Source organism: Telluribacter roseus (genome assembly GCF_017355915.2).
GTDB lineage: Bacteria > Bacteroidota > Bacteroidia > Cytophagales > Spirosomataceae > Telluribacter.
Window position 1 is genome coordinate 126012 of the sequence record NZ_JAFEUV020000013.1, and the last position, 14357, is coordinate 140368.

Sequence of the window (14357 nt, forward strand, 5' to 3'; positions counted from 1 at the left end):
CCTAAAGACAGGGCTGCCTGCGCCTTATTTGCGCGCAGGCAGCCCTGATGTAGTGGCGGAACCAGGCTTAGCCTCCAACGCGACCCGATGAGCGGTTGAAAAATCCGGATCGGCCGCCTGCCGGGCGAGAGGTCACTACCCGTGAGCGGCTGACATCAGTATAGGCGCTCTGTGATCGCTGGTAGGTGGCCGGATTGCTGTAGAAACGGCTTGGATTATTGGCCTGGCCGCGGTAGGAGTTGATGTACCCCATGTTCATCATACGTCCCAGCATGAATCCCATACCACCATACAACAATACATTCGATAGCCCGCTATGCATTCCTGCCGACTGGTTGGTCTGAATCTCCTTGTCAATAAGGGCTTTGGCGGCCGTAGGGCTAAGCGTATCGCTATGGCCATCCTGGTAGGAGACAATAGCCGCCGCCTGGTCAAAGGGCACGGTTTCCTCATTGGTTATCTGAAACTCACCCGGTGATACCTCTTTGATATGAGAGCGAATACCCTGGCTGTACGAGGTGTCGGCCGCGTAGCTGTATTCATCTTCATTATTGTTGGTACTGCAGCCGGGCAGAGCTATTCCACCGGCCATGATTGCCAGGGCCAGGGTACTGCTAATGGTTATATCTTTGGCTCGCCGGATAAAGGAGCCGGAGCGAAAAGGTGTCATGATTTACAATGAATTGGTAGAAGTATAAGAACAAATATAACTCATAGATGTTTGATGTCGATGCAACCGGGGCGAATGGTAAACTGATCCCGGCGAGCCGTATGGGCAAGGGATGAACGGTCCGGCATAAAAATTCCCGTCCGGAGTACTTCCCCTATTGAGTGTTTTCTTGATCAACAGGCGGGGATGGTACTCCGGACGGGAAAGAAACGGGTATTTTTTACTTCTTAGGTAAGGTAGTCATGTGTACGATTCTCCAGTTGCCTCCCAGTTTTTCCAGGTAGCGGCTTTCGAGATTGGTGTAACGCTCGCCATTGGGCTTCTGGAATGTTTGTTCAAAAGTTACCCAGGCAGCGTTGCCGTTTGGTCGTACCTCATACCTGGCGTTGCTGAATGTAATTCCCGGTTCATTAGGCTTCTGCGCCGACAACCGCATGATCTGATCACTCATCTCCGAACCGGTTATTACGTAAGCTTTACCACTTTCGTCGGTAACGGTGTGGGTGGCGTAGGACAGGTCAGCCCAGCAGTTCTGCATTTGTTTACCGTCGTTGCGGAGCCAGGCCGATGTTTCGTCTTCAATCACTTTCTTGATCAGGAACAATTCAGGATCATGGTTGGAAGAAAGAACCGCGTAGCCCAGTCTATCGAGTGGACTGGACCGGTCGAAGTACATATATGCGTTCTTGATTTTACCATTGATTACCTGAGCCGTTACCTGAAAAGGAACGCTCATCGTGGTGCCGCCGTTTCTTTCCTTCCAGTTGTACACACCCCGGCTCATGACCCAGTCTCCCTGGTCAGGGCCTGCTTTGGCGTTGAAGGAAACGGTTGAGCGATTGCTGATGGTTTGTTCGATTCGGTCGTGCGCTGCATGCTCCCAGTTATCTGCCAGTTGAGCCATCGTCATGGATTCGCTGGCACCAGGTCCGTACTCGGTATAGTCAGGGCTGAGCCGTGTTTTGGCTCTCTCAAAATTTCCAGAAATCAGATCATCCAGATAACTATCAAGTAGTTGTACGTTTTTGTCGGCGTTCGGGGACAGCGCGACAAGATCATTGTGTCGGGGTGCTTTTTGGGCTGTTGTCTCTACGCAGAGCAGCAACAGCAATATGCTCAAACCCGGTACCCATGCTGATACACTATTTGTTGGCCTCATACTTGTGGAGGTTTAAAAGGTGAAATTTTAACCAACTAACCAGCCATCAAGAAAACACTGTCACTTATAGTACGAAGATAATGAATATTTATTATTCTTAAAATACTATATCGGTTACAAAAAGTATATTAATGAGTATAAGGTCGTAAGCTACTTCCGCTGGTTCCAGTAGATGATGACATTACGGGTGGACCGACCCGCTGCTACCAGATCCAGATCCCCGTCTCCATCCAGGTCAGCGGCCCGCAGGTCTTCGCAGGCCATGTCTACTTTTTCGTCCAAGGCGTACTCCTGCCATTGGGTACCGTCGCTGTTGGTACCTACGTACAGCCGCACGCCCATTTGCTTCTTATCATTCGGCTCCCGCCAGCCTACCGCGATCTGATCGCGCCCCTGACCCAGAAAGTCAGCACAGACAATGGCGTGGGCTTGTTTCATTTTGTCGTTCAATACGGTGCGTTTATCCTTGGTGTATACTACCAGGCTGGTACCATGCATGGGTTCGACGGTAGCGGTCATGAGTTGTCCGTTGCCTAGGGTACCCGTTCTGATCTCACCCACACCGTAGTTACTCACCATCCAGGTACCCGACGGAGCCCAGCCTTCGGCCCCATTCAGAAATACCTGCGCGCCTTGTTTGCCTCCAATCACAAGACCCAGAAAGTTATTCTTTACTTCCAGCGGGTGGAAATTGTGGGTCATGTGCATCTTGGTATCCAGCAACTGGTACGGCCAGAGGCCCTTCCGGTTCTCAGGAACATCATAGGAGATCATCTGGACCGGAGTACCCTCCCCGTTGGCATTACCCTCGCCGTGCAGAGGTAGTACCACCAGCTGGTAGCCTCCATCCGACTTCTGCACCCAGTGCATCCGGTGGATGGTCACTTCGTGGTGCAGGCGTACCGGCTCCCACAGCTGAGTACGGTCGTCGGGGGGGATGAGGTAGAAGACAGCTCCGGATTGTTTCAGGTCTTTGGTCTCACCCGGATTCCACTGAGCTCCCACAGCTACCTCCACCTTGCCGTCGCCATCGATATCACGGGCAGCTATGCATACATTGTCGCGTTCGGTAAGATTTCTGGCTATTACATGACGAACCCAGGAGCTGTTCGAGCCGGCCGGATTGCGGTACCAGACTATTTCTTTCTGATCGGCCATCAGGATATCCTCTTTGCCGTCCCCGTCCACATCGCCGATAGCCAGACCGTAGCCGATGTCAATTTTGGAATCAATGACTTCCGCTTTGAACGTGGCCTTTTGGGCCATGGATGAGGAGCCCAGCAGCAGCAAAGCTATCCAGAGAGTATATTGTTTTTTCATAATCATATCGGTCAGGTAGGTACTAATTTAATAAAAAAGGGCACCTTCCGGCGCCCTCTACTCATTATGTCAGCCTGTGGGCAGGCGTCAGGTCATTTGTCTGGCCTTTTCTTCGGTGCGTACTACTTCCACTACTTCTTTTTTGCTCCACCAGCTGGCCAGTATGGATCCGGTGATGTTCATGATCGGGCCAAATAAGGCCGGAGCCAGGCCTACCGTGGCTACTTTACCCATTTGTAAGGCTATACCAGATGCCAGTCCGCCATTCTGCAGACCTACTTCCAGTGAGATAGTACGGCAATCCTGCTCGGGTAAGCCCAGGAGGCGAGCCGAGGTATAGCCCAGGGCATAGCCCAGTATATTGTGGATAAGGGTACAGGCGATCAGGGCTACACCTATGGTAAGGAGGCTCTCACGTCCGGCGGCAGTAATGATGCTGATGATCAGGGCAATTCCCACCATAGAAACCAGCGGCATGTAGCGGTTGAGCCATACAGACTGCTTACGGAAGATGTAGTTGACGAGCAGGCCCAGCCCGATGGGCAGGATGATCATCTTGATAATGTCCACCATCATCTTCATGAAGTTAACCTCCACAAAGGTGCCTGCCAGTAGTTTCATGAGCAGGGGAGTCAGTATAGGGGCCATCAGCGTAGCTACGGCCGTGATGGTGAGCGACAGGGCTACGTTGGCCTTGGCGATATAGGACATAACGTTGGAAGCCAGCCCACTGGGAGAAGTACCGATCAGGATCACTCCCGCGGCTACCTCGGGCGGAAAGTCAAAGCTATTGGCCAGGGTAAAGCCTACCAGGGGCATGATGGTAAACTGACACAACAGCCCAATGACCACGCTTTTGGGAGATTTGACTACTCCCTCAAAGTCTTTGAGGCCCATGGTGGTACCCATTCCGAACATAATGATTTGTAGTAGGGGGACGATGAGGGTCTTCAGCTCAAAATCTCCCCAGCGGGTAAAGGGCTCCGGAAAGAGCATGGCCAGCGTAGCCGCCACGATAATGGATAGGGTATAGAGGTAAGAGCGCACGGGTTGACGTTGTTTAGAAGTAGTGGCAGAGAATTTTGTAGAACGTCCTGCCCGTAGCGGGCAGGACGTTCTATGTACTACAATCAGGATTAGACTAAAATCTACTTATCCCACCATACCCGCGTATCCAGATCATCCGCGCCCATTCGGGCGGCGGCTTCTTTTACATTAGCGTTATTGACGGAGATCTCTGAGTTAGGATAGGTCAGGCGGCGGATAAAGTCACCTTTAATACCTTTGCCGGGGAAGGGGTTCGGGGTGAGAATGGGAAAGCCGCTCCGCCGGAAGTTCGCAAAGGCCTCGGGACCATTCATGAATGATGAGATCCAGTACTGAGTATTAATCTGCTCGAGGGCTTTGCTGGCATCAAAAGGATTGGCTGCCAGGTAGGCATCAATGGCCGCCGCCGGTACGGCGCTATTGGGATCGTAGTCAGCCATTTGCTGCATGTGGGCACGTACACCGTTGGTATAGTAGCTTTCGGGTGTACCTTGTATCCAGCCGCGCTGGGCGGCTTCGGCCAGTAGCAGCTGGGTCTGGGAGTACGTAACCAGGAACATCGGACTCTGGAGCTTGGCCATACGGTTGCGGTCCAGCTGGCTGTAGTCGTAGAAGCTTTTCAGTCCGCTGGCCTGTACCTGCGATTTGATGGAAATATTGTCATAGCCAAAGGGCATTCCTATCTGAACAGCCGGGTCAGTATTGGCGCGGGAAACTACCTGTTCGGAGCCTGACTCGGCCCCGACGTAGCGTACGGCAATGGAGCGCAGCCGGGGGTCATTGGTACTCTTCAGGTAGTTGACAAAGGGGGCCGCCAGGTAGAAGTTATTGGCCTCGGTAGCATTAAGCGTGTTGCCCAATCCGTTGATGTAGTTGGCGTTATGGCGTACCAGAGCGTTATCCGCGTTGGACTGCATTACCTCACCCTGTACCGCTTTCTGAACCGCCTGTTGGGCTAGGTCGGGCTTTACCTTTATCAGGCGCATGCCTGCCCGCAGCAGGAGTGAGTTGCCCAGGCGTTTCCATTTGGTAATATCACCGGAGTATAGGATGTCGGTATTCTCCCGGGCTTTAGTTGCATCCAGAGCGGCGGTAGCCTCGGTAAGTTCCTTGATGATGTCCATGTAGATAGCCTCCTGCGTATCGTACTTGGGTAGTACGGTCTGATTTATGAAGCCTTTACCCGCCTCAAAGTAGGGGACATCACCATAGGTATCAGTCAGTACCATAAACGCGTAGGCCTGAAAAATACGGGCCATGTTCAGCAGGTTGCTGCGGTTCGGATTTGCGGAGGTAGCGTTAATTACATCGGCCGTATTCCGTATGATGGAGCGATAGTACCGCTGCCAGATTTCCTGGGTAACGCCCCGGTTGTCCTGGTTGAAGTTAGCACCGGCTATGATTCCCGAATTAGGGGTAACCATCTGCTGCACAATCCCCATTTCATACATCATAGTACCACTCGGGAAGGAAGCATTAATAACGGCGTTGTTCAGCAGGAACGCCGGGTTAAGCGTCGTAACGGCGGTCCTGTTTGTATTCATTTCGTCAAACCCCTGGTCGCAGGAGGATGCAGCCATCATCAGCATAGCCAGCAGGGGATATATCAGTTTCTTTTTCATGATAGTGGCAGAGTTAGAATTTGACATTGAGGTTGAATCCCATGCTTCGGGTAGTAGGCAGACCAGTAGCTTCCAGTCCTACGACATTATCAGAGCCAAAGCCAAACGACTCGGGGTCTATGTTGGGTACCCATTTTTTGAGGATGAAGACATTGTTGGCTACAAAGCTCAGGCGCAGGTTTTTCAGTGGAGACGCCGCAGGAAGGAAGCGGGAGAAGTCGTAGCCGGCTGTAATCTGGCGAAGCTTCCAGAAACCCGCATTGTACACGACCGGCTCGATCAGGGCCTGCGTACGTACTACTTCCCAGTAGGTCTGTACCGGTGCCCGTACCGTATTGGGTTCCCCTTTTTCGTTTACGCCATCCCCCAGCATCCCCCCCTCACGACCTTCCAGCGTCATTTTGTGCAGACCGTGGCGCACGGCGTTGAAGTTGGTACCTGATATCATCTTATGTCCCAGTTTGTAATCTACCAGGAACGACAGGTGTACTCCCCGATAGTTGAAGGCGTTGGTAATACCTCCAAACCAGATCGGAATGGCCGAGCCAAAGGATACCAGATCCGTAGTACGTAAGGGCAAGCCATTGCCACCGAATATCTGACGGCCCTGATCGTCGCGGCGGTAGCCAAAGCCATACAGCAGAGCCATAGGCTGCCCTACTACCTGCCTTAGCTCCCCGTTAAATACGTGACGACCAACGGTAATACGCTCGCCGGGCGTGTCGGTAAGCAGGCTAAGTACCATGGTGCGGTTGTAGGAGCTGTTCAGCGTTATGTTCCACTGGAAGTTGTTGGTCCGGACGGGTTCCAGATTCAGGAGTAGCTCAAGGCCGCGGTTGCGGCTGCGTCCGCTGTTGATGAGCGTATTGGTGTAGCCGGATGCATCCGAAATCTCGGCCGAAACGATCTGATCCGAAGTTATTTTCTCATAAACAGCAAAGTCAATACCTATCCGGTTATCAAAAAGCTTCAGCTCTAGCCCTACTTCTTTTTCCGAAGTACGCATCGGCTTCAGGTTAGCGTTGGGTACCGTGTTGCCATTTATAAACCCTACCGGTTGTAAGGCACCCAAGACATTGGGGAACAGGTTGGCATTGATTCCGTAGAAGAGCGCGTTGGAATAGGGCGATACATCGGTATCACTACCTACCTCAGCATAGGCGGCGCGTAACTTACCAAAGCTTAGCCAGGTAGGCATCTGGTCGAAGGCCTGCGAGAACACAAAGCTACCCGAAAAGGACGGGTACAGAATGCTGCGATTGGCCGGTGCCAGGGTGGAGAACCAGTCATTACGGGCGGTAACGTTGAGGTACAGATAATCGCGGAAGGAAAGCTCCGCTGATCCGTAAATAGAGTTAACGGCCCGCTCCGACAACCCGTAGAGAGGGTCCTTTACCCGGCCGTTCATGACGGTATAGAGGCCCCGCACTATGAAGTCGGTTACCTGCACGCTGTTCAGGTCAGAGCGGCGGTACATCCTGTTACCACCGGCGGTAACATCCAGCCCGAAGTCCCCAAAGCGCTGATTGGCCCCGATCAATATATCCGCGTTGGTCTCACGGAAGCGACGGGTCTCCTGCGTGTACATACCATTCACAAAGCCTTCGGGAGCGGGAGGCCGGGACGCGTGGCCGGTAGGGTAGTTGTTGTAGTCTTGGTCGCGTGACCAGTAGTCCTGCCCGATGCGGCCCTGCGCGTACAGCCAGGGCAGGAAGTTGTACCGCACGGCTACATTACCAAAGATACGGTCCCGACGGATGTTCTGGAACTGCTCCGCCAATGTGAAGTAAGGGTTGGTACGGTTGCGGAAGCGGGAGTACACAAACTCATCACCGTTGGCGTCGTACTTCTTTTCGTCAAGCAGGTCCAGCGGCATGGAGTTGGCCAGGTTGTAGATACTGGTCGGAATGGAGTTGTCCTGCTCGGCTATGACGGGTGGGTTTTTGTTGTACTCGTTGGAGTAGTTGATATTACCCGTGGTGCTCAGTTTCTTTGACAGGTCGTAGCTGAAGCCCAGGTTGATGGTCTTGCGGTTAAAGGTATTATTGGGTACGATACCCCGGTTGTCCATGTTGGCCAGGGAGAGGTTAAAGCCTCCCTTATCACTCAGTGATGATAGCGATACCGTATTGTTGAAGTTGGTACCGTTGCGGAAGAAGCTCCGGATGCGATTGTAGACGGGCTCGTAAGGCACCGTTACCCCGTCAAAGAGTACCTGCGTCATGCCCGGCTGAAACCGCTCTCCAAACGACCACTGTCCCGAGGTAGGGTTGGCGGCAGTAGGCCGTACGCCACCTTCACCCTGGCCGTACTCGTACTGGTAGTCGGTAAAGTCAAGGGGAGTATCTACCGTAAAGTTGGTATTGTACGATACACCAATTCCTCGGCTATCACCGCGTGTTTTGGTGGTGATCATGATGACTCCATCCTTAGCCCGTGATCCGTAAAGAGCGGCGGCAGTAGCCCCTTTCAGTACGGTCATGCTTTCAATATCATCGGGATTAATGCTCGAAAGACCATCTCCACCATCGGAGGTATTACCACCTCCGCGTACACCTATGGAATTATCGGCACCGGCATTGTTGGGGTTAGTACCGAAGTTGGTATTATCAATAGGGATACCATTAACTACGATAAGTGGGGAGTTCTGGCCCGAGAAAGACGATTGCCCCCGGATCCGGATCTTGGATGAGCCACCCGGACCGGTACCCAGGCCGGTGATGTTCACCCCCGCAATTTTTCCCTGTAACGTATTGATAAAGTTAGGTGTACGGTTGACCGTAATCTGTTCGGAATTTACGGTAGAGGTAGCGTAGCCCAATTTTTTGGCTTCCTTGCGGATACCCAGTGCGGTCACGACTACTTCATCCAGAGCCGTGGCGTTTTCTGACATGGAGATATTGATCGTAGAGCGATTACTCACGGCTATCTCCTGAGTGGTATAGCCGATAAAGCTAAAAACCAGCGTAGAACCGGCTGGGGCATTGATTTCATAGCTTCCTTCAGAGTTGGAGGTGGTACCTACGTTACTACCTTTGACCAGAATAGAAACTCCAGGTAGAGGCTGACCATCTTTCTCATTCGTAACCCTTCCGGATACTCTTGTTTGGGCCAACAGTACAGTCGAACTTACTAAGACTGTAAGCATGGCAACTAAACATAATCGTAAAGTTCCCTTTTTCATGCTGTATGGATTTAAGTTTCAGCTGCAATAAGCGAAATCTTTAAAATATCTAATTAAAAAGCTATAAAATTTTATTTGAACTGACGTTCTGTGTATCAATGAGATACGTACCCGTTTTTAAGCGTTTTTAATAATTTGGCTTCTTATAGTATAAATTTTAATTTAAATAGTACCATAGAGTAGTAATGGGTGTGCAGGAGCTTATTCACAAAAATTAAGCACTATGAGAAGACTGTTATTACTTACCCTAAGCCTGTATATACTAATGCAGCCGGATGTACACGGACAGCAGATTTCTAAGGCCGATTTGCTGTTTCTGACGCCCGAGTGGAAAGGGGAACGTTTCCCGGATGGACGCCCCAAAGTACCCGACGATCTGCTCAACCGACTCAAGCTGGTGACGCATGAGGAGGCCTGGGCCGTCATGAAAGGGCAGAACTATAAGTACCAGTATGCTGAGGGCTGGAAGACCATTAACCCCGATAGTGTATTGGTGGGGAGGGCAGTTACGGCCATATTCATGCCAGGTCGGCCTGACATACATCGGGTGATTGACAAAAAGGGCCACGAAAAGGATGGGCGAGTGAAGTCGCAGAACTCCTGGCCCATTGATATGCTCGTCAGGCGGGATGTATACGTAGTGGATCAGTTTGGGATGCACGAGGATGGCCCTACCATTGGAGATAACCTGGGTAACTCCATCTTTGCCAAAACGGGCAATGGTATCGTATATGACGGAGCGGTCAGAGACATAGCTGGGCTTAAAGAGATTGGTTCCTTCACTTCTTTTTTTCGGACTTATCATCCTTCGCACCATCTCAACAATCCGGAAGGCGAGCTTAATACGACCCTTATCGGCATCAACCAGCCTACTCGTATCGGTAAGGTGACCGTAATGCCCGGTGATGCCGTACTGGGGCGTGACGGTGCGGTTACCTTTATTCCTCCCCACCTGCTCGAGCAGGTGGTCACTACTTCCGAAATCGTGCGCCTTCGGGATATGTTCGGACATCAGCGCCTGCGCGAGCAAAAGTACACGCCGGGGCAGATCGATAACCGCTGGTCGGCTGATATAGAGAAAGACTTCTCGCAGTGGCTCAATGCCCACCTTAATGAACTACCGGTACCCAGGGAGGCTATCCAGAAATACCTTGAAAAACGAACCTGGTAGATAGCTGATAGCTAGTAGTAGTTAGCTATTAGCTGTATTGGTTAATTAGCTATATGAGTATAAGAGAAAAAGAAGAAAACCGGGGCCTGTGTCTCCACAGGCCAGGGATGCTAACCTTTTTGACCAATACAACTAGCTGCTTGCCATACCACTACACAATAAGAGCCGAAGGCGGTGCCTTTCAATGCATTACCTATTTATTTCTCTTAATCAAGCCACTCAACCTATCTCAGCACATGAAACCCAACTTATCCCGCCGCTCTTTTTTTCAGAAGAGTGCCCTGGCGGCTGCCATGAGTACTACCGCGCTTAATTCATTCGGTAGTGGTTTGGTTGAGGCCGTCGAGCGTACTCCACAGTCCTCCAAGCCCTCCGAACTACGCATCACGGATATCAAATGCGGCTACATACGCAACGGGCACAGCCTGTTTGTGAAGGTATATACCAATCAGGATATATGGGGATGTGGCGAAGGAGTAGATGCCACGCCCGGTACCTACCACCTGGTGAAGATGATGGGGCAGCGGATTAAAGGAAAAAGCCCGTTGAACGTACACCGGCTGTTTGAAGATGTACGCCGGTCCGGCTTCTTTGAGGGGGCGCAGTCGGGTATGTACATAGCTGTACTGACAGCCGTCGAAACGGCCCTCTGGGACCTGGTGGGGAAAGCCTATGGGATGCCGGTGTACCAGCTGCTGGGCGGGAAGTTCCGGGATAAGATCAGGGTATACTGTGATACTGCCGCCTACCGGAAAGAAGGTCCCAGACCCGAAGACTTTGCCAAAGCGGCCAAAGATGCTGTCAATGCGGGCTATACCGCCGTGAAGTTTGACATTGATGAGCGTAACGACCCGGCCAAGTACGATGCCTATAACTGGACGGCCAGCCCGGGCGAACTGGAGCGCATGTACAATCAGGTAGCGGCGGTGCGCAAGGCCGTAGGACCCAGAATTGACATCTGCATCGACATGCACGGCCGCTACGACCTGCCGACCGGAAAGAAAGTAGCCAAGCTGATGGAGCCCCTGAATCTGATGTTTCTGGAGGAGCCTATCCCGGCCGAAAATGCCGAGGCCTATAAGCTGGTCACCGAGTCGACGAGTACGCCCATTTGCGCGGGCGAAAACCACTACCTGGCCCACGGATTCCGGCGGTTGTTTGAGTTGGGAGCCGTTGACATCGTCATGCCGGATCTGCAGAAGGCGGGGGGGCTGGGTGAGGGGCAGCGGATTGCCAATCTGGCTAACCTGTACTACGTACCTTTTGCTCCACACATGGTGGCTTCGTACCTGGGAGCGATGGCATCCAGCCACGTATGTGCTTCGGTACCAAACTTTTTGATTCTGGAGTGGCAGGTTTATTTTGACGAAGATCCGATGTTCAAAGAAATTATCAGTTTTAATGGACCGATGATCGAAAAAGGATACATCCCACTGTCCGAAAAGCCGGGTATAGGGGTGGAGATCAATGAAGAAGGAATGCGCAAGTATGCTACTCCCGGGATGCCTTTTTTTGAATAAAATGTCGAATTGACACAGTATACCCACATATACCAACAAAAATGCCGACCAAGCGGTCGGCATTTTTGCCATCTATTAGCCATGAAAAATTTTCATCTACTGCAATTATACAAACGAGTTTTGCAATTACCAAGTTCTGTTTTTTAAGAAATTATCTAATTGCTGTTTTGTCATCGGTACTTTATCCGGATTTTCATTAATCCATTTCATGAAATCGGCCTTAATTGTATCATTCCAGGCCTGATCAATTTCGCCCGGCGTGTACTTTTTTTCGCGCAGACGCTGATGTCCGAACTTATCCCTGAGCGCAATGAATTCGGAGTTGACGATGACCTTCTCGGCCAGGTGCGCCGGGATAAAAATTATTCCTCCTTTTTTGGCTAGTACCAGGTCACCGGGTAGTACTGTAGCATTGCCGATGCGGGTAGGGCAGTTGATGCAGCCTACCATCATGTTCTGAATATAGGAGGGGTCAAAGCCACGTACCCAGGCATTAAACCCATCTATTTGGGAAAGCCCTTCCAAATCGCGTACGCTACCATCAAATATTACCCCATTTTTAGACTTGGTATAGATGGAGTTGCCGAGGTTGTCGCCTATGAGGGTGCCCCAAGCTATTTTGCCAAATCCATCGGCTACGTATACATCCCCCTCGTTGAGCATATCAATAGGCCAGGAGTTGCTACTTCCCCTGCGGCCCTCCTTTTTGCCCTGCTCTTTGATGGGTCCTTCCATATCCGGACGCGCTGGCAGGTAGGTTACGGGCAGGGCCCGTCCGGCCATTACCTTGTCAGGATGGATGATTTGCCAGTTTCCTTCGTACTGAGTATGGTAGCCTTCGTTGCGCAGTACCCCCCATGCCTCCTCGATCGAAATATCCTTCAGGCGCTTGATCAGATCTTCCGGAACTTTGGGTCTGCCGTCCGGATATCGCTCTCCCTTCCATTCACCCGTATAAGCCAGGACCTGTTCTTTGGTAGCCTGCACAGACTGAGCGAGTAAGCTTGAAGAAGTAGTGTAAAAACTGCAAAGAGATAAGAGTAGGAATAGACGTTTCATAAGCTTTCTAGGTTTGTATAGTCATATTATAGCTCAATATTTTCATATAAAAGCAAAGCCTATCATTTTTTACCCTAGCAGCCTTCTTTTTTATTCATAGCTATCCACTATTCTAAATCAGCTTACACTTATGAAAAAACGACTGCAAGAATTATTACAGAAATTACCTCCACCTTCTCAGAAAGTAGAAACACCCGCCGCCGAGGGTACAAACGCGGATACCCGTCGTGACTTCTTTAAAAAGGCTACTCTGGGTGGATTATCACTAGGCATGATGCTGGATGGAAAGCCGGATGCCGAAATGGAGTTCTTGACGCAGAAGGTAAAGCGCGCCTCAAAGCCCTCGGATCTGAAGATTACCGATCTGCGCGTAGCTACCATAGTAGGAGCCCCCATGACCTGCCCCATTATCCGCATCGACACCAACCAGGGGCTGGTAGGCTGGGGGGAAGTACGCGACGGCGCCAGCCCCAACTACGCGCTCATGCTCAAGAGCCGTCTGCTGGGCGAAAACCCCTGTAACGTGGAAAAGATATTTAAGAAGATAAAGCAGTTTGGCAATCACAGCCGGGCCGCCGGTGGGGTGTGTGGCGTAGAGATGGCGCTGTGGGATCTGGCCGGTAAGGCGTATAACGTGCCAGCCTATCAGCTGCTGGGCGGGAAGTACCGCGATGAAGTACGGATTTATGCGGATACGCCGGAAGTACGGACCCCCTCGGAATTTGCCAAGAAGATGAAGGAAGAGCGCCTTGATAAAGGCTTTACGTTCCTGAAAATGGACTTTGGCATTCAGCAGATAGCCGATATACCTGGAGCACTGATCGGAGCTAAGGGGTGGGATGTAAAGCGGCAATGGAGCACCGAAGCCACCAAGCTGGGTAGTTACGGGCAGACCCGCCACCCTTTTACGGGTATACAGATTACCGATAAGGGCCTTGAGGCGCTGGCTGAGTACGCGCACCAGGTGCGTCAGGCTATCGGGTATGAAGTACCCCTGGCCGCCGACCACTTCGGTCACTTTGATGTCAACGCGGCCATACGCTTCGGCAACGCCATCGAGAAGTACCAGCTGGCGTTTATGGAGGACCTGGTACCCTGGTTCTATATGGATAAATGGAAGCAGATCACGGATGCGATCAACACACCTACCCTGACGGGCGAAGATATTTACCTGAAAGAAGAATTTATCAAGCTGATCGATACCCACGCGGTGGATATGATTCACCCGGATCTGGCTTCATCGGGTGGGCTGCTGGAAACCAAAAAGATCGGTGACTATGCCGAAGAGCATGGTATACCCATGGCGATGCACTTTGCCGGTACACCCATTGCCTTCCTGGCTAACGTACACTGTGCCGCGGCTACCGAGAACTTCATTGCGCTGGAGCACCACTCGGTAGATATCCCATGGTGGGAGAGCCTGGCAAAAACCAGCAAGCCACTGGTGGTAAATGGCTTCGCGCCGGTACCCGACGCGCCTGGACTGGGGCTCGAAATGGTGGAAGAGGTGATCAAAGCCCACCTGAAGCCAGGTACCAAGCTATTTGCGCCCACCGACGAGTGGAATACCCGCGACTCCGCCGACCGTACCTGGAGTTAAGCAAG

The 14357-nt window shown here is 51.7% G+C and carries 10 protein-coding genes; 3 read left to right on the top strand and 7 right to left on the bottom strand.

Annotated features, from left to right (window positions below; all coding sequences use genetic code 11):
• Nucleotides 1-67: 67 nt before the first annotated feature.
• The 6 genes from JTN23_RS20580 to JTN23_RS20605 form a co-directional block, all read right to left on the bottom strand.
• Entirely contained in the window at nt 68-670 is a 603-nt protein-coding gene (locus JTN23_RS20580; protein WP_247236942.1) for a Cj0371 family chemotaxis-regulating polar lipoprotein, read from the bottom strand.
• Nucleotides 671-890: 220 nt separating this feature from the next.
• A complete protein-coding gene (locus JTN23_RS20585; RefSeq protein WP_247236944.1) occupies nt 891-1829 on the bottom strand; it encodes a nuclear transport factor 2 family protein in 939 nt (312 codons plus the stop codon).
• 150 nt (nt 1830-1979) lie between these two features.
• The gene (locus tag JTN23_RS20590; protein WP_247236945.1) at nt 1980-3149 is read right to left on the bottom strand and encodes an FG-GAP repeat domain-containing protein; all 1170 of its coding nucleotides are present in this window, start codon (nt 3147-3149) and stop codon (nt 1980-1982) included.
• A gap of 87 nt (nt 3150-3236) precedes the next feature.
• The gene (locus JTN23_RS20595; protein WP_247236946.1) at nt 3237-4196 is read right to left on the bottom strand and encodes a bile acid:sodium symporter family protein; all 960 of its coding nucleotides are present in this window, start codon (nt 4194-4196) and stop codon (nt 3237-3239) included.
• Between the two features lie 101 nt (nt 4197-4297).
• Nucleotides 4298-5818, bottom strand: a complete 1521-nt coding sequence (locus tag JTN23_RS20600; RefSeq protein ID WP_247236947.1) for a SusD/RagB family nutrient-binding outer membrane lipoprotein — start codon at nt 5816-5818, stop codon at nt 4298-4300.
• A gap of 13 nt (nt 5819-5831) precedes the next feature.
• Nucleotides 5832-9002, bottom strand: a complete 3171-nt coding sequence (locus tag JTN23_RS20605) for a SusC/RagA family TonB-linked outer membrane protein (protein WP_409049464.1) — start codon at nt 9000-9002, stop codon at nt 5832-5834.
• A gap of 223 nt (nt 9003-9225) precedes the next feature.
• Here JTN23_RS20605 and JTN23_RS20610 point away from each other — a divergent pair, with 223 nt between their 5' ends.
• Nucleotides 9226-10173 (top strand): RraA family protein, encoded by a 948-nt coding sequence (locus JTN23_RS20610; RefSeq protein WP_247236950.1) that lies wholly within the window; start codon nt 9226-9228, stop codon nt 10171-10173.
• Nucleotides 10174-10409: 236 nt separating this feature from the next.
• Nucleotides 10410-11693, top strand: a complete 1284-nt coding sequence (locus tag JTN23_RS20615) for a mandelate racemase/muconate lactonizing enzyme family protein (RefSeq protein WP_247236951.1) — start codon at nt 10410-10412, stop codon at nt 11691-11693.
• A 126-nt stretch (nt 11694-11819) separates the two neighbouring features.
• Here the strand turns inward: JTN23_RS20615 and JTN23_RS20620 are convergent, their stop codons facing one another.
• Nucleotides 11820-12752 carry an RraA family protein gene (locus JTN23_RS20620; RefSeq protein ID WP_247236952.1) on the bottom strand — a complete coding sequence of 311 codons (933 nt, stop codon included), beginning with the start codon at nt 12750-12752 and terminating at the stop codon, nt 11820-11822.
• A gap of 130 nt (nt 12753-12882) precedes the next feature.
• Between JTN23_RS20620 and JTN23_RS20625 the strand changes: the two genes are divergently transcribed.
• The gene (locus JTN23_RS20625) at nt 12883-14352 is read left to right on the top strand and encodes a mandelate racemase/muconate lactonizing enzyme family protein (RefSeq protein ID WP_247236953.1); all 1470 of its coding nucleotides are present in this window, start codon (nt 12883-12885) and stop codon (nt 14350-14352) included.
• The last annotated feature ends 5 nt before the right edge of the window (nt 14353-14357 follow it).

Excerpts from the sequence above, each read along its gene's own strand:
- JTN23_RS20605 (WP_409049464.1), bottom strand. The coding sequence starts at position 9,002 with ATGAAAAAGGGAACTTTACGATTATGTTTAGTTGCCATGCTTACAGTC.
- JTN23_RS20600 (WP_247236947.1), bottom strand. The coding sequence starts at position 5,818 with ATGAAAAAGAAACTGATATATCCCCTGCTGGCTATGCTGATGATGGCT.
- JTN23_RS20615 (WP_247236951.1), top strand. The coding sequence starts at position 10,410 with ATGAAACCCAACTTATCCCGCCGCTCTTTTTTTCAGAAGAGTGCCCTG.
- JTN23_RS20590 (WP_247236945.1), bottom strand. The coding sequence starts at position 3,149 with ATGAAAAAACAATATACTCTCTGGATAGCTTTGCTGCTGCTGGGCTCC.
- JTN23_RS20580 (WP_247236942.1), bottom strand. The coding sequence starts at position 670 with ATGACACCTTTTCGCTCCGGCTCCTTTATCCGGCGAGCCAAAGATATA.
- JTN23_RS20620 (WP_247236952.1), bottom strand. The coding sequence starts at position 12,752 with ATGAAACGTCTATTCCTACTCTTATCTCTTTGCAGTTTTTACACTACT.
- JTN23_RS20610 (WP_247236950.1), top strand. The coding sequence starts at position 9,226 with ATGAGAAGACTGTTATTACTTACCCTAAGCCTGTATATACTAATGCAG.
- JTN23_RS20585 (WP_247236944.1), bottom strand. The coding sequence starts at position 1,829 with ATGAGGCCAACAAATAGTGTATCAGCATGGGTACCGGGTTTGAGCATA.
- JTN23_RS20625 (WP_247236953.1), top strand. The coding sequence starts at position 12,883 with ATGAAAAAACGACTGCAAGAATTATTACAGAAATTACCTCCACCTTCT.